The 14,973-nt window shown below is 67.5% G+C and carries 17 protein-coding genes and 2 tRNA genes; 12 read left to right on the plus strand and 7 right to left on the minus strand.

Going from position 1 to position 14,973, the window contains the following annotated elements; all coding sequences use genetic code 11:
• Positions 1-25: 25 nt before the first annotated feature.
• Together AB4Z46_RS13345 and AB4Z46_RS13350 are read right to left on the minus strand one after the other, a co-directional pair.
• Positions 26-1,402: an EAL and HDOD domain-containing protein gene (locus AB4Z46_RS13345; RefSeq protein WP_442283980.1), complete on the minus strand. Its 1,377-nt coding sequence runs from the start codon at positions 1,400-1,402 to the stop codon at positions 26-28.
• Between the two features lie 197 nt (positions 1,403-1,599).
• Positions 1,600-1,962, minus strand: a complete 363-nt coding sequence (locus AB4Z46_RS13350) for a hypothetical protein (RefSeq protein WP_442283981.1) — start codon at positions 1,960-1,962, stop codon at positions 1,600-1,602.
• 61 nt (positions 1,963-2,023) lie between these two features.
• Here AB4Z46_RS13350 and AB4Z46_RS13355 point away from each other — a divergent pair, with 61 nt between their 5' ends.
• From AB4Z46_RS13355 to AB4Z46_RS13380, 6 genes are all read left to right on the plus strand, one after another.
• The gene (locus AB4Z46_RS13355) at positions 2,024-2,680 is read left to right on the plus strand and encodes a DUF6988 family protein (protein WP_442283982.1); all 657 of its coding nucleotides are present in this window, start codon (positions 2,024-2,026) and stop codon (positions 2,678-2,680) included.
• A 51-nt stretch (positions 2,681-2,731) separates the two neighbouring features.
• Positions 2,732-2,818: transfer RNA gene (locus tag AB4Z46_RS13360), tRNA-Cys, on the plus strand.
• Between the two features lie 107 nt (positions 2,819-2,925).
• A complete protein-coding gene (locus tag AB4Z46_RS13365) occupies positions 2,926-3,126 on the plus strand; it encodes a short-chain dehydrogenase (RefSeq protein ID WP_442283983.1) in 201 nt (66 codons plus the stop codon).
• 37 nt (positions 3,127-3,163) lie between these two features.
• A tRNA-Asn gene (locus AB4Z46_RS13370) sits at positions 3,164-3,239 on the plus strand.
• Positions 3,240-3,325: 86 nt separating this feature from the next.
• Positions 3,326-3,772: a MarR family winged helix-turn-helix transcriptional regulator gene (locus AB4Z46_RS13375; RefSeq protein WP_442283984.1), complete on the plus strand. Its 447-nt coding sequence runs from the start codon at positions 3,326-3,328 to the stop codon at positions 3,770-3,772.
• A 9-nt stretch (positions 3,773-3,781) separates the two neighbouring features.
• Positions 3,782-4,879 (plus strand): FUSC family protein, encoded by a 1,098-nt coding sequence (locus AB4Z46_RS13380; protein ID WP_442283985.1) that lies wholly within the window; start codon positions 3,782-3,784, stop codon positions 4,877-4,879.
• A 9-nt stretch (positions 4,880-4,888) separates the two neighbouring features.
• Here AB4Z46_RS13380 and AB4Z46_RS13385 read toward each other — a convergent pair whose 3' ends face one another.
• The 5 genes from AB4Z46_RS13385 to AB4Z46_RS13405 all read right to left on the minus strand — a co-directional run bounded on the left by AB4Z46_RS13385 (position 4,889) and on the right by AB4Z46_RS13405 (position 9,801).
• Positions 4,889-5,962 carry an NAD(P)-dependent alcohol dehydrogenase gene (locus tag AB4Z46_RS13385; RefSeq protein ID WP_442283986.1) on the minus strand — a complete coding sequence of 358 codons (1,074 nt, stop codon included), beginning with the start codon at positions 5,960-5,962 and terminating at the stop codon, positions 4,889-4,891.
• A 116-nt stretch (positions 5,963-6,078) separates the two neighbouring features.
• Positions 6,079-7,596, minus strand: coding sequence for an SLC13 family permease (locus tag AB4Z46_RS13390; protein WP_442283987.1), 1,518 nt, complete (start codon positions 7,594-7,596; stop codon positions 6,079-6,081).
• Positions 7,597-7,700: 104 nt separating this feature from the next.
• A complete protein-coding gene (locus AB4Z46_RS13395) occupies positions 7,701-8,153 on the minus strand; it encodes an RrF2 family transcriptional regulator (protein WP_442283988.1) in 453 nt (150 codons plus the stop codon).
• Positions 8,154-8,165: 12 nt separating this feature from the next.
• Complete coding sequence (locus AB4Z46_RS13400) at positions 8,166-9,404, minus strand: NnrS family protein (protein ID WP_442283989.1); 1,239 nt, start codon at positions 9,402-9,404, stop codon at positions 8,166-8,168.
• Positions 9,397-9,801: a group III truncated hemoglobin gene (locus AB4Z46_RS13405; RefSeq protein ID WP_442283990.1), complete on the minus strand. Its 405-nt coding sequence runs from the start codon at positions 9,799-9,801 to the stop codon at positions 9,397-9,399. Before AB4Z46_RS13405 ends, AB4Z46_RS13400 begins: the two co-directional genes overlap by 8 nt.
• Before the next feature lie 327 nt (positions 9,802-10,128).
• On the opposite strand from AB4Z46_RS13405, the gene AB4Z46_RS13410 reads away from it, so the two are divergent.
• The 6 genes from AB4Z46_RS13410 to AB4Z46_RS13435 are packed head-to-tail and all read left to right on the plus strand — an operon-like array spanning position 10,129 to position 14,949.
• The gene (locus tag AB4Z46_RS13410) at positions 10,129-11,073 is read left to right on the plus strand and encodes a PDR/VanB family oxidoreductase (RefSeq protein WP_442283991.1); all 945 of its coding nucleotides are present in this window, start codon (positions 10,129-10,131) and stop codon (positions 11,071-11,073) included.
• A complete protein-coding gene (locus AB4Z46_RS13415) occupies positions 11,057-11,785 on the plus strand; it encodes a GntR family transcriptional regulator (RefSeq protein ID WP_442283992.1) in 729 nt (242 codons plus the stop codon). Before AB4Z46_RS13410 ends, AB4Z46_RS13415 begins: the two co-directional genes overlap by 17 nt.
• Positions 11,786-11,790: 5 nt before the next feature.
• Entirely contained in the window at positions 11,791-12,819 is a 1,029-nt protein-coding gene (locus AB4Z46_RS13420; protein WP_442283993.1) for a Rieske 2Fe-2S domain-containing protein, read from the plus strand.
• Between the two features lie 22 nt (positions 12,820-12,841).
• Positions 12,842-13,231: a RidA family protein gene (locus AB4Z46_RS13425; RefSeq protein ID WP_442283994.1), complete on the plus strand. Its 390-nt coding sequence runs from the start codon at positions 12,842-12,844 to the stop codon at positions 13,229-13,231.
• Positions 13,232-13,234: 3 nt separating this feature from the next.
• A complete protein-coding gene (locus AB4Z46_RS13430) occupies positions 13,235-14,023 on the plus strand; it encodes an SDR family NAD(P)-dependent oxidoreductase (RefSeq protein WP_442283995.1) in 789 nt (262 codons plus the stop codon).
• Complete coding sequence (locus AB4Z46_RS13435; RefSeq protein WP_442283996.1) at positions 14,020-14,949, plus strand: 3-keto-5-aminohexanoate cleavage protein; 930 nt, start codon at positions 14,020-14,022, stop codon at positions 14,947-14,949. The genes AB4Z46_RS13430 and AB4Z46_RS13435 overlap by 4 nt, the downstream gene beginning before the upstream one ends.
• Positions 14,950-14,973 lie beyond the last annotated feature (24 nt).

Raw genomic sequence — 14,973 nt, forward strand, 5'->3', positions numbered from 1 at the left:
TCAGCGACAACCGACGCAGCCCCGTCTAGCACGCCACTTCCGACGGTTCTACATCCAGCGCCCATGCCATCGCGCAAAGGTGCGACGCATTGACCTTCTCCGCGCTCAGCCCGATCGACGTCGCCAGCGATGCCGCTCCACTGGCGTCGAGCTCGCACGATTCCGCCAGCGCAACGAACGGCCCGTACAGCCCACCACGCGTCCGGACGGCCTCCTGCACCGCCTCGGGCAGTTGCACCTTGGCCAGCACCTCTTCCATGGGAATGCCCAGCACACGGTCGATCAGCGAGAACATGCCTGCGACGAACAGGTTGTTGGATTCGTCCGCCGGCAGCGCGCCTTGTCCCATCAGTTCGACAAAGCGCCCGCGCATGATGGCCTTCTTGGTCATGTACGCCATGCCGCTGACTTTGGTGCTGGTGGCCAGCAGCAGCGACAGCCACCGGAACAGCGCCGAGTAGCCCAGCAGCCCGACGGCGTGGTGCAGCGAATGCACCTCCACGTTGTGGCTGCTGGCGAGCGTGTTGATGTGGCGCAGCAGACGGGCCGTGAGCGATTCATCGTTCTGGAGCGCGGCCTCGATGGCACGAAGGTCCTCGTTGCGCTGAAGCATCTGCATGACCCGAATGATGAGGACGGACGCCGGCTGCAGGTTCGTGCCGGCCTTCAGTTCGGCCGCGATGGCAGTCTCGCCGCGCACAAAGGCGTCGATCCGACGCGAGGCGCATGCGTCGAACTCGCCCCAGCTCGCGATCCGGGTAGCGATCGGCAGGATGGCCGGACCCCCCGGCCGCGGGAGGTTTCGCGCACCATCGACAAGCTCCTTGCGCCCATCGAGCACGTCCAGATGGGTGACGAGGGCCAGGCCGCCAAACGGATCCGCGACTTCGGATTCTTCGGATTCTTCGGATTCTTCGGATGCCTCGGATTCGGGCGCTTCGGGCAACCCTTCCTCGTCGCAAAGCATGATGCTGAAGCCTTGGGCGCGAAGCGCTTCCAGCGCGGGACGCAGCTTCCTGTCGGCCAGTTCAGGCAGGCGCAGACAGAGAACCACACGCTCCGGCGGAAGGGCCTGCAGTTCCTCGAAGACCAAGCCCTCGGCGGTGGCATCGAGGTAGACCATCAGCTTGCCGAGCCGCCAATCCGACTTCGCGCCCGTGAGATTCGAAGCGACGGTGGAGAGCACCGCCCTGAAGTTGTCAGAAGCGCTGACGTCCTCCGACTCCGCGCGCCATTCGAACTTGTAGCCCTTGATGTGTCTTTGCGCGTCCAGCTGCAACGCGTAGGTCAGAAAGCCGCCGCGAGGTGCTGACGGGGTCGATTCGATCGGGGCTGCTGTCGCCTGGTCGGCGGGCGCCGGGGTGACTTTGACCTGATTCCGCTGGAAGATTTTGAAGTGCATTTCGCTTTGGTCCCCTGCCGGCGCGCGTGCGCCTCTTCATTTTCACGACCACCTCGACGCGTGGCCGCGCTTCCATTCATATCGGCAGAATTTCTTGTTTCTTTAGGGGCGCGCCGCCGCCATCCCGACCGGGATCGGTGCGAGATCTGGCTCCAGGCACATGACCGCTACGATGCGGCGCTGGAGGCCCTTGGGTCTCAGGATCCGCCCGGGGCGCTTCGAGGACCGTTGAAGGCCCTGCTGCAGCGCTCGGTCATCTGATACCAGGTGATCTCACCCCTCTTGCGGGATTCGCTCTGTCGCACGCATTCGGGATCCTTGTCGTCGGGCACCTCCGCGGCCTTCGCCTTGGCCTGTGCCGCCTGCGCCTCCTTCAGCTCGCGCCAGCTCTTGGCTTCGTCGGATTCGCAGCCTGCCGCGAACACACCTGCCACGAGCATGGCGGCGAGGATGAAGCGATTCATGGTTTTGCTTTTCATGAGAACCAGAATACGGAACGAGCCGGCAAACCGTAAGGGCAAACAGAAGGAGGTTTCGCCCTCACTTTCGCTCCACGCCACACCCGGTAGTCATTCCGTCTTCCTTCGGTACGATGGCCGCTTTCGCCGCCAGTCGCCTCCCATGCCCATTGAACAGATCCTTCGCCGCTCCGAAGAGCTCGACGAAACGATCGTCAGAATGCTCGACCCCGATACCTATCCCGTGTACGGGCCTGACGGGTTGCGCATGGGCTTGAGCGTCACCGCCGCATCACTCTCGCTCGAGCATGCCCGGGCCCTACGCCTGCTGGTCGCCGGCGGCTTCGTCTCCTCCGCGGTCCCGACCATGCGGATGCAGTTCGAAGCGACGACGCGTTCAGCCTGGCTGCTCTTCGCCGCAACCGACGCCCAGGTCGCTGCCGCCGGCGCGCCGCTCACCGCCGAAACCGAGGAAGCCGCGCGCGACCTGCCAATGGCGACTGGAATGATCAAAGAGCTGGCCAAGGCATCCGCTAACGTGCCGGCTGCCAACGCACCGGCGGTCATGCTGGGGCAATTCAACCGCCTTCAACGCAACGCCCTGAACTCCTTCGTGCACGGTGGCATTCACGCGCTGCGCCGCCATGAGGAGGGCTACCCCGTCCAGATGGTGCGCCAGCTCGTGGAGTGCTCGAACGGCCTGGTGACCATCGGCGCGATGCTGCTGGCCATCCTCTCCGGCGACACCGTGCTGATGCGCCGGATGAACAGGGTCCATGAGGGGTTCGAGGACTGCATCACGCCGATGCTGCCAACCTGAAGCGGCCCTTGATGGCCGGCCGGCGCCCGCCCCGGCATCCTTCCAGTTTTCAACGAGGCAGCCAAGTGGTCGAAGGCACCGGTCTGCAAGTCCGGCGAGCGTTGCTCCACGTGGGTTCGAATCCCATCGTCGTTTCCAACTCGCCTCGCTTGTCTCCTCTATCCACCGGATTGAGGAGTAAACATTTCGCCAGATTTGCCGATATCCAGAGACCATCAGGCGTCGCCCTTACCTGGAGAACACCCATGCGTATCACCACCAGCCCTCGTCGGCCGGCGAGCCGCACTGCGGTGCCCGCCTCCAAGCCCCGCAACCCTGTTGTACAGGCGGTTGTTCACGGGTTCGGCACCATGACCGGGCAGCGCCACCGAGACGCCGTGCGAGCTCGCGAACGCTTCGAACGGCTCGACTTCGATCAGCGCGTGCGTGAGGTCGGCGAGTGGTAGTTCCTGGCGGCCGTGGGCCGTCGCGCACATGGATTTTTCCTCGATAGCTCAGTTGGTAGAGCGACGGACTGTTAATCCGCAGGTCCCTGGTTCGAGCCCAGGTCGAGGAGCCAACCCCCTTGCATATGCAGCGTGCCCATCTTTCGCCGGCAAATCCATATTTCGTTTGAATTCAAATGATTTTGATAGAATCGAAGCCATGGAGTACGACCCTTCCGAACTGCAACACCGCATCGGCATCCGCCTGGTCGGTCTCGCACGGCGATGGCGCCAGGCGCTGGATGCCCGCCTCTCGTCCGCCGGACTGAGCGACGCCACCTGGGCCCCCTTGATCCACCTGCACGAGCTCGGCGGCGGCATCTCGCAGAGCGAACTGGCCGCGGCGGTCGGGCTCGACGGCTCCAGCCTGGTTCGCCTGCTGGACATCCTGGTCGAACAGGCGTTGATCGAGCGGCGGCCCCATGCGGTCGACCGCCGCGTCAAGCTGGTGCACCTGACCGCGGCCGGGCGCCGGACCGTGGCCTCCATTCGCAAGCGCCTGCGGATCATCGAAAGCGAATTGCTGGCCGACGTCGATGACCACGAGGCAGAAGCCATGCTGCGCGCCTTCGAGAAGATCGAAGCCCGGATTGCCGCGACAGGCTGAAGCACACCCGTGACCACCCGCCGCGCGTCCATCCGCCATCTGCTGGCTGCCACCCGCGTCCGCGAGAGTTTCGCCCTCGCGACCCCGCCCTCGCTGCGCAACGCCGCGGTGGCCGGCATGCAGACCTCCCTGGCGGTGCTGATCGCCGTGGCGGCGACCCACGTGTCGCCCTGGGCGCAGCTCGAGGGCTTTCCCGCGCTGGGCGCCCTGGCCGCGCTTTACGGCCGCTTCGCGCCAGCCCGACGGCGCATGGCGATCGTCACCGCGTCGGGCCTGCTGCTCACCGCATCGGTCGGGCTGCTGTCGCTGATCGCGCACGCAGGCGCCGCGCCCGCGGCGATGCTGCTGTGCCTGGCGGTGCTGGCGGGAATCCTGAGCGCGCTGGCGGGCCGATGGCGGATCGGCGCCCCCGGGGCGGTCATCTTCGTCTTCGCGGCCTGCGCCGCGGTCGGGCCCGCAGAGAGCTGGCGCACCGTGGCCGAGCGCACGATCTTCACGGCGGCCGGTGCGGCCGTCGCCTGGCTCGTCTGCCGCCTGACGGATCGGCTGCGCTCCCAGGCACCGGCGCCCGTCGTCGAGATGCGTGAAGCGGCCCCGCCGACGGGGCCTCAGCTGATCGCGGCCGCGCGCATCGCGTTCTGTGCGGCCGTCGCGGCACTGCTGGCCCTTGCCGCCGGCTGGTCCCATCCGGCCTGGGCGGCGATGGGCGCGACGGCGGTGCTGCAAGGCAGCCCTCTGCACGTCACGATGCATCGCGCCGTGCAGCGCACCATCGGCACCTTCGTCGGTTCGGGCATCGCCTGGGTCATCCTGGCGAACCATCCGTCCTTCTGGCTGGTGCTGCTGGCCGTGGTCGTGCTGCAGTTCGTCACCGAACTGGTGATCGGCTTCAACTATGTCTTCGGCCTGATCTGCGTCACGCCGATGGCACTGCTCATGACCTCGCTCGCGACGCCTTCGGCCGCTGCCGGCATGCCCTTGACGCGCGTGCTCGACACGGCGCTCGGCGCACTGATCGGCATCGCGTTCGCGGTGGTGTTCTCGACGCTGGCCGACCGGGCCCATCTGGCGGCGCACCATGCGCGGACGCAGACGCGGCCCGGCTAGGGTGTCGGGTCAGGGCGTGATCGCCACCTTGAGCACCCCGTCGCGCTGGTTCGCGAACAGCTCGTAGGCGGCCTCGATGTCGTCGAGCTTGAAGCGATGCGTCACCAGCGGCTTCAGATCCACGCGCCCCGAACCGACGACGTCCATCAAGCGGCGCATGCGTTCCTTGCCGCCGGGGCACAGCGTGCTGACGATCTTCAAGTCGCCGAGGCCGGCCGAGAAGGCGCCCAGCGGAATCCGCAGGTCGCTCGAATAGACGCCCAGACTGGACAGCGTGCCGCCCGGCCGCAGCACGCGCAGCGACGACTCGAAGGTGCCTTGCGTGCCGAGCGCCTCGATCGCGACATCGACGCCGCGTCCGTCCGTCAACGCCATGATCTGTTCGACCGGATCGCCCTGCTTGAAGTCCACCACGTGATCGGCGCCGAGGCTGCGGGCCACGTCAAGTCGCGCTGGCACCGTGTCGACGCCGATGATGGTGGTGGCGCCCATCAGCTTCGCGCCGGCGACCGCGCACAGGCCGATGGGCCCGAGTGCGAAGACCACGACGGTGTCCCCGATCCTGACCTTGCCGCTTTCGGCGCCCGAGAAGCCCGTGGACATGATGTCCGGGCACATCAGCACCTGTTCGTCCGTGAGGCCGTCCGGGATCGGGCTGAGATTGGCCATGGCGTCCTTGACCAGCACGTATTCGGCCTGGCAGCCGTCGATGGTGTTGCCGAACTTCCAGCCGCCCATGGCCTTGAAGCCGTGCCTGGTGCCCACGCCGTCCTGCGAACCGCAGCCGCACAGGCAGGCGTAGCTGTGGCCGCTGGGCGTGATCGCGCCGGCGATCACGCGCTGGCCCTCCTGGAAGCCGGCGACCGCAGAACCCAGCTTCTCGATCACGCCGACCGGCTCGTGGCCGATGGTCAGGCCGCGCTCGACCGGGTACTCGCCCTTGAGGATGTGAACGTCGGTCCCGCAGATCGTGGTGGTGGTGACGCGGATCAGGGCATCGAGCGGCCCGACGTCGGGAATCGGCTTCTCGTCGAGCACGATGCGGCCCTTTTCGACAAAGATGGCGGCTTTCATTTTCTTCATGGCAAGACCCTTTCTTTCAGTCCGTCCATTGGACGCCATGCGCGTGACGACGGCTTGACCTCGCGCAAGGACGATCCAGAAAACTTCCGCCGGCGCCACCCCCGCGCCGAAGCCCTTCAGCCCTTCGACGTCATGTAGCCCATCCACGGCCAGTAGGTGAGCGCGAAGACGACCAGCAGCCCGGTGGCGGCCGCCGTGATCGCGAGCCCGGTGCGCACGAAGTCGCGCGCCTCGAAGGTGTCGGTGCCGTAGGCGATCATGTTCTGCGGCGCGTTCACCGGCAGGATGAAGCCGAAGCTCACCACGAACTGCAGCAGCATCGTCATGCCCACCACGTTGAGGCCCGGGGTCTGCACCGCCGTGAGCACGCTGATCACGATCGGGATCATGGTCGAGGCCAGCGCGGTGGCGCTCGCGAAGCCGAGATGGATCACGATCAGGAACAGCGACAGCAGCATCAGGATCGCGAACGCGCCGGCCTGCTGCAGCCCCAGGTGGTGGACGATCAGGTTGGCCAGCCAGCCCGCGGCGTCGGTCCTGAGCAGCGCGGTGCCCACGCTGATGCCGACGGCGAACAGCACCACCGTGCCCCACGGAAAGCCGCGCTGCGACTCCTTCCAGTCCATCACGCCGATGCGCGGCAGCAGCATCAGCGCGATGGCGGCGATGGTGGTCGACGAGGTGTCGAAATCGTGCAGCACCTTCTCGGTCGACCAGAAGCCCAGCAGCGCGAGCACCAGCACGAGCAGCTTCCATTCGCGGCCGGTCATCGGCCCGATCGCATCGAGCTGCTGGCGGATCGTGGCCTTGCCGCCCGCGATCTCGGCCATCTCGGGCTTCAGCATCCGGGTCATGACGAAGTAGAGCGCCACGCTGAGCAGGGCCGAGAACGGCGCCCCGGCGATGAACCATTCGGTCCACGTGATGTTGACGCCGAACTGCTTCTCGATGAAGCCGACCGCCACCATGTTCTGCGCCGCCGCGGTCTTGATGCCGACGTTCCAGACGCTGGCGGTCTGCGCCGCGGTGATGACCAGCAAGGCGGCGAAGCGGCTGCGCTTGTCGACCTTGAAGGCCAGGATGAAGCCCATCATGATCGGCATCAGGCAGGCCACCCGCGCCGTGGTGCTGGGCACGATGAAGGACAGCAGGAAGCCCACCGTCATGGCGCCGATCACGATGTGGTTGGTGCGCGCGTCGACCTTCGACAGCACCACCAGCGCGATGCGGCGGTCGAGCCCGGTGGCCGTCATGGCCGCGGCAATGAAGCAGGCCGCGGCCACCAGGGCCACGGCGCTGCTGGCGAAGCCCGAGAGCGCCAGCCCGAGCGCGGCGGCCGTCCCCATGTCGGCGCCGGCCGGCTTGGCGGCATCGGGCGTGTAGGCCAGCAGGAAGATCATCAGGGCGCCGATCACCACCGCGCTCACGGCGTAGTCGAGCGCCTCGGTCATCCAGACGATCACGGCGAAGGCCAGGATGGCGAGCATCACCTGCCCGGCCTGGGGCAGGCCCTGGGCCGCGGGCATCCACACGATCGCGAGCAGGGCCGCGAGCGCGGCGACGAGGCCGGCGCGCTTGACGATCGGGACCGGCGCCGGTGCGGCGGCGGGCGTGGGCGAGGCGATGGCGTTCATGGTTTTCCTGATTGAAAGATCGGATCAATCTTCGGCGCAGGCCTTGCGCCGGCCTTTGACCTGGATCATCCCAGGTGAGCGCGGAACTGGCCGAGCCCGGTGCCTCAGCTGCTGGGTCGATCGACGCGCATGCGCCGCAGCGGCGCGAACGGGAGATCCGTGCCGGGCAACAGGTCGGCCAGCGTGACGCCGTCCAGGTGCGCCATGAAGTCGTGCAGCGCGCCCTGCAGCACGCCCGCGAGCCGACAGTTGCCGGTCAGCATGCAATGGTCGCCCGTGCCGAAGCACTCGACCAGATCGAAATCCGGCTCGACGCTGCGCACCACCGCACCGAGGTTGATGTCCGCGGGCGCATGGGCCAGGCGCATGCCGCCGCCCTTGCCCCGCACCGTCTCGATCCAGCCCTGCAGGCCGAGCTGGTGCGTCACCTTCATCAGGTGCGCCTCGGAAACGCCGTGGGCCTGCGCGACCTCGGCGATCGTGCACAGCCGCTGCGGCTGCTGCGCCACGTACATCAGCAGGCGCAGCGCGTAGTCGGTCATCATCGTCAGGCGCATGGGGCTTTCCGTTCACTTCGTCGCGCGCAGGCGCAGGCCGGACTTGATCGCCGCCGGCGAGTTCGCCGCGTCGACGCGGGGCCGGATCATCATCGGGAAAAAGCGCCACAGGTACAGCGCGAACGCGAGCACCCAGGCGCCGGCCGACGCATGCAGCGCGCCGAGCGCCAGGCCCGTCGGCAGCAGGGCCAGCAGGCGCAGCGCGGCGGCGGCGATCACGAGCAGGTAGCAGGCCACCAGGGTGCGGTCCGCGCGCAGCGGCCGCCCCAGGTGGCCCAGGGCCGTGCGCGTCACCATGCCGATGATCAGCACCGACAGGCCGGCCACGCCGATCACGTGGACCGGCCAGGCCGCGCGCAGCACCCAGCCCGCCGCGTGCGCGGCCGCCGCCAGCAAGCCTGCCCCGAGCGCGGCGTAGCCCAGATAGAGGACCCACAGCAGCGGCGCGCGCCGCACCGCCCAGGGCTTCCAGGCCATGACCTGCCATAGCGCGATGGCACCGGCCAGCGCCAGGGCCGCGGCCATGGCGGGCATCTGGCCCAGCAGCCCGAAGCCGATGGCCAGGCCGCCCGCGCCGAGCTGCCAATGGCCGCTGCGCGTGTGCATGGGAATCGACAGGCCGGGCACCGCGCGCATCGCGAAGAACGGGATCACGCGGCGCGCCACCAGCAGCGCGATGACCGCCATGCACAACAGGCCGGTGTCGAAGCGCTGCATCAGCAGCGCGTGGTCGCCCAGCCAGGCCGCGCGCAGGTACAGCGCATCGGCCGCGCCGAGCGCCAGCACGAGCAGCGGCACGCCGTAGTTGCGCTGGCTGCGTGCGCCGTAGATGGCACGACCCAATGCGGCCGCGGCCCAGGCGAAGAACAGCAGCTCGCAGCACGCGGCCAGCCGGAAGGCGCCCTGCCCCGGCAAGAGAAAACCCACCCGCGCCAGCACCCACAGCACGCCCAGAAGACCCAGGGCGCGCCCCTTCAGCGGATTGATCCCGGTCCAGTTGCTGCCCGCCGTGAGGAGGAAGCCCACCGCGATGGTGGCGACGAAGGCCCAGAGCATCTCGTGTGCATGCCAGGTGACGCCGGCGAGCGTGCCTCCGAGCCAGCCCGGCGCGAACACCCACAGGGCCACCGAGATTGCGGCCCAGAAACAGCCCGCCAGGTAGAGCGGCCGGAACCCCATTTCGAGGAAGGCCTTCCATTGCGGCGGCGCCCTCGCCCCCTCGGGCTCCTCGATGCGAAGCAGCTCAGCCATGCGGCAACACCGCGGGCAGTGCATCGGGGTCGCGGCTCGCCTGGTAGCCCATCCACAGGCTTTGCGCGATGCGCTGCGCCATCGCCTGCGCCTGCTCGGCCATGGCGCGATTGGGTTGCGCGTCGGTGGTCTCGCGGAACAGGCCCAGCCAGCGCTCGAACAGCGCCGCACTCAGGCCGGGCAGCACCGCGTGCTTGGGCATCGGCGCGCCGGTGAAGCGCCCGGTGCGTCGAAGGATCGCCGACCAGAAGTCCGCCAGCCTGGACAGGTGAAGGTCCCAGTCGTCGACATGCGCATCGAAGATCGGGCCCAGAACGTCGTCCTGGCGCACCCGCGCATAGAACGCATGGACCATGCGCGAGATTTCTTCCTCGGTGCACAACTCGGTGGCAGTCAATGTCCGCTCCTTGGCTTGCCGGTGGCAGGCCCATAAGGTCCATTGTAAATAAATCTTATGAGGCCGATCCGGCAGGCATTTCACGGCCATGCCATTGAAGATATAACAAAATATGGAAAAATCGCCCTCATCGCCACGCCACCCATCTCGTGTAGCGCTCAATCAAGCAAAAACCAAGGACAAACCCTTAACAATGCGAGTTTTTGCTTGCGATTGACCGCTTAACTCGCCAACAATCTTGTTATATCAAAGATAGAAAAAACGCCATCCATGCCTTCCACGTGCTCACCCCTCGCTGTTGCCGACGCTGTCGAGGCGCATGGCGACTTGAAGGTCCGGGTCCGCAGCGTGCAATGGGAGTGCGACGGCATCTGCTCCTATGAACTGGTGGATCCCGCCGGACGTCCCTTGCCGCCGTTCGAGGCCGGCGCGCATGTCGACGTGCGAATCGACGGCGTCGGCGTACGGCAGTACTCGCTCTGCAACGATCCCGCCGAGCGCCATCGCTATGTCGTGGCGGTTCAGCGCGACGACCATGGGCGCGGGGGCTCCAGGACCCTCCACGAACGGGTCCGCCCGGGCGACCTGCTCCGGATCTCGGTGCCACGCAACCGCTTCCCCCTCGCCCTTGAGGCCGGATCGTTTTTGCTCATCGCAGGCGGGATTGGTATAACGCCGATCCTTTGCATGGTTCGCACGCTGATTCGAGAGGGCAAGCCCTTTCGCCTGTATGTGTGCACGCGTTCGAAGGCCCGCACGCCGTTCCACGACGAACTCCAGGCGCTGTCCGCCCACGGGCAGGTGCATTTCGTCCACGACGGCGGAGAGCCCGCCAGCGGCCTGGATCTCGACCGGCTGCTGGCGTCGCCCCGCTCCGGGGAACATGTGTACTGCTGCGGTCCCGCGGCCCTCATGGACGCGGTGGCGTGCAAAGGGGCCGGCTGGGACGCCTTGCGTTTCGAACGCTTCGGCGTCGCCCCGGAGAGGGAGGCATCGGCGCCGCCGGGATTTGCCGTGCAGATCCGCAGCACCGGCCAGGTGATCCAGGTGCAGCCGGACCGGTCGGTGCTCGAGTGCCTGCGCGACGCCGGCATCGAGGTCGAAAGCGCCTGCGAGCAGGGCATCTGCGGGACCTGCGCCGTCGGCGTGGTGTCGGGCACGCCCTTGCATCGGGACGAGGTGCTGGATGCGAGCCAGCGCGAGGCCGGCCGGCTGATGATGATCTGCGTGTCGCGCGCAGCGCAGGGAGAGTGCCTTGTCCTCGACCTCTGACGCCATGTCCGACCTCAACAGCGGCGCGCCGGCGCCTCTCGATCTGTCAGCCGGCAACCTCGAGGACCAGATCTACCACCGGCTGCGCGAGGCCCTGAGCTCCGGCCGCTACAAGCCGGGCCAGAGCTTCACGATCCGCTCCCTGGCCGAGGTGTACGGAACCAGTCCGATGCCGGTGAGGGACGCGCTCAAGCGCCTCGCCGCCGAGAAGGCGCTCGACGTGCTGCCGAACCGATCGGTGGTGGTGCCGCTGATGTCCCGCGCGCGTTTCCAGGAGATCCTGCGGGTGCGCCTGAGCCTGGAACCCGCGGTCGCCGCCACGGCCACCGAACTCATCGGACTCGAGGACATCCACCGCATGGCGGAGGACGACCGGCGCATGCGCCAGGCGCTTGCGGACGGGGATCCCAAGCAGTACCTGGCGCTGAACCAGCACTTCCACTTCCGGCTCTACAGCGCGGCGCATTCGGTCGTGATGATGCCGATCATCGAAAACATGTGGATGCAGGTCGGCCCCTACCTGCACGAATTGTTTGCGGCGAGCCGTGGCATGCAGTCGTCCACCGAACACCACGCCGAATTGCTTCAGGCGCTGCGGCGCAAGGACAGCGCCGCGGTCGCCCAGGCGGTGCACAAGGACCTGGCCGATGCCGCGGACGTCGTCATCGCCAGCAACCATTTCGCCGGCGACGGCGGCAACCCGAGGAAGTAAGAGCCATGACTGTCGAATCAACGAACCCGACGACGACATCGTTCCAGACCATTGCGATGCCCGTCCCCCGAGAAGTCTTCCCGCCCCAGGGCGTGGGCGGCTACGACCAATGCTGGTATCCGCTGGCCTTGTCGAGCGAGGTCGCCGCCGGCGAAGTGATCGGACGCGCGTTTCTCAGCGGCCGCGTCGCGATCTTTCGCGGCGAGAACGGCAAGGCGGTCGTGCTCAGCGCCTATTGCTCGCACTACGGTGCCGACCTGTCGGTGGGCAAGGTGATCGGCAACAACCTGCGCTGCGCCTTCCACTACTGGCAGTACGGCCAGGACGGCAAGTGCAACCACATCGCCTCGGGCGACCGCATCCCGGCCGCCGCGATGCAGTTCCGCTTCCCGACGCTGGAGGTGGCCGGCATCATCTGGGCCTTCAACGGGCTCGAGCCGCTCTACGAGCATCCGCTGGCCGACATCAACGAGGCCGACTACGTGATCCGGGCCACCAAGATCAGGGACTTCCCGATCGATCCCGGCCTGTTCATGTGCAACACCTTCGACTTCCAGCATTTCCGCGTGGTGCACGGCCTGCGCCCCGAAGGGGATCGCGATCCGGAGCCGACCTTCGAGCAGTACCGGGTGCTCTACAACATCAACATGAGCCCGCCCGACGGCTACGCGCTCGAGTACCGGCTGGCCGTGGTGGGAACCAACAAGTTCGTGATCGACGGCAAGTTCGACGGCAAGCGGGTGCGCGGCATCTACGCAGCCACGCCCACGCCGAACAACCACTCGGCGAACTTCATGGTGTCGTGCGCCCCGCGCGCGCCCAGCGGCTCGGCCGAGGAAGCCGAGGTCGAAGCCCTGCTCGACACCGTGACCAAGCTGCGCGACCGGATCGTGTCCGAGGACTGGCCGATCCTCAGCGCGATGCGCCATCCGCGCTTCGGCCTCTTGACCAAGTCCGACACCATGCTCGGCCGCTTCGTCCTCTATCTGCGCAAGTACCCGCGCGCCCATCCCTCCGCCGCCTACATCGGCTGACCCACAACCCGCCGGAACCCCCATGTCCACAGAAATCAGCTGCGCGAGCCTGTGGCCCGCGCTGGAAGAAACACGCAACTACAGTCAGGCCGTCAAGGTCGGCAACGTGATCCACGTGGCCGGGACGCTGGGCCTTCATCCCGACGGCACGCTGGTCAGCGACGTCAACATGCAGATGCAGACGCGGCAGGCCTATGCCAACCTCGATGCCACGCTGGCGAAGTTCGGCGCGACGCGAGCCAACGTGGTCAGCGAGACCGTGCTCGTCACCAGTCTCGAGCAGGCGCGCGTGGTCGACCTGCTGGGCCAGGCGTATCGCGACGGCCGCCCACCCGCGCGCACCATGGCCGAGGTGACGCAGCTGGCGATGCCGACCGCGATGATCTGCATCAGCTGCATCGCGGTGCTCTGAGCCATGGCCCTCATCGCCATCGTCACCGGCGCGGCGCGAGGCATCGGCGCGGCCACTGCCATCGCGCTGGCGCGGCGCGGCGTCACGCCCGTGCTGATCGTGCGGGAGCCCGCCGCCGCGGCCGAAGTGCAGCACGCCATCGCGGCCACGGGCGGCACCTGCGAGGTCATCGGCGCCGACGTGACCGACCTCGCGGCGGTGCGCGAGGCCGTGGCTCTGACGCTCGATCGCCATGGCAAGGTCGACATCGCGGTCAACAACGCCGGCGTGATCCACCCGATCGGGGCGCTGGCCGACACGGATCCGGGCGCCTGGGCCCGCAATGTCGAAGTCAACCTGGTGGGCCCCTACCACGTGTGCCACGCGGTGCTGCCGTCGATGCTGGCGCGGGGCAGCGGGGTCATCGTCAACGTCTCCAGCGGCGCGGCCCATGCGCCGCGCGAAGGCTGGACCGCGTATTGCAGCGCCAAGGCGGGCCTGTTCATGATGACCCGCGGCCTGGCGCTGGAGTATGGAGAGCGCGGCGTGGCGGTCTACGGGCTGCAGCCCGGACTCATCGACACCGGCATGCAGGTCAGCATCCGCCAGTCGGGCATCAATGAGATCAGTCGCGTTCAGCGGGCATCCCTGGCCTCGCCGGACCGGCCGGCCTCGGTGATCGCCTGGCTGTGCTGCGACGCCCCCGGCGATCTGAGAGGTCTCGACCTCAGCATGTCCGACGACGGCCTGCGCGAGCGCGCAGCGCAACAGGCCGGCGACCCAACCCTTCATCGAGCCTGGCAAGACGCATGAACAACAACAAAGTCATCATCACCTGCGCGATCACCGGCTCGATCCACACGCCGACGATGACGCCGCACCTTCCAGTGACCGGCAAGCAGATCGCCGACGAAGCGGTCGCCGCGCATGCAGCCGGCGCCGCCATCGTGCATCTGCATGCGCGCGACCCGGTGGACGGCCGGCCAACCCAGGACCCGGCGGCATTCAAGGACTTCCTGAGCGAGATCAAGGAGCGCTGCGATGCCGTGATCAACATCACCACCGGCGGCTCTCCGACCATGTCGGTCGACGAGCGACTGCGTCCGGCGCTCCAGTTCGAGCCGGAGATCGCGTCGCTCAACATGGGCTCGATGAACTTCGGCACCTACGAGATGCTGGCCCGCTACCAGAACTGGAAGCACGAATGGGAGGCCGACTATCTGGCCGGCAGCGAAGACCGCGTGTTCAGGAACACCTTCAAGGACATCGCGCGCATCCTCGAGCTTTGCGGCGGCAACGGCACCCGCTTCGAGATCGAGTGCTACGACATCGGCCATCTCTACACGGCGGCCCACTTCCTCGACCGCAAGCTGCTGCAGCCGCCGCTCTTCATCCAGTCGGCCTTCGGCATCCGCGGCGGCATCGGCACGCACCCCGAGGACGTGATCCACATGCGGCGAACGGCCGACCGGCTGTTCGGCGACGCCTACCAATGGTCCGTGCTCGCCGCCGGCAGCCATCAGATGCGCGTGGCGACGCAGGCGGCCCTGATGGGCGGCCACGTGCGCGTCGGCCTCGAGGACAGCCTCTGGCTCGACAAGGGCCGCCTGGCTTCGAGCAATGCAGAGCAGGTTGCCAGGATTCGGCAGATTCTCGAATCCCTCGGCCTGCAGATCGCCACGCCGAACGAGGCCAGGGCGCTGCTGCGCCTCAAAGGCTCTGCGCGGGTCGCGTTCTGAGGCCGGCGCGCCGAACGTCGCCCA

The organism is Variovorax sp. M-6, assembly GCF_052114385.1.
Lineage (GTDB): Bacteria > Pseudomonadota > Gammaproteobacteria > Burkholderiales > Burkholderiaceae_C > Variovorax.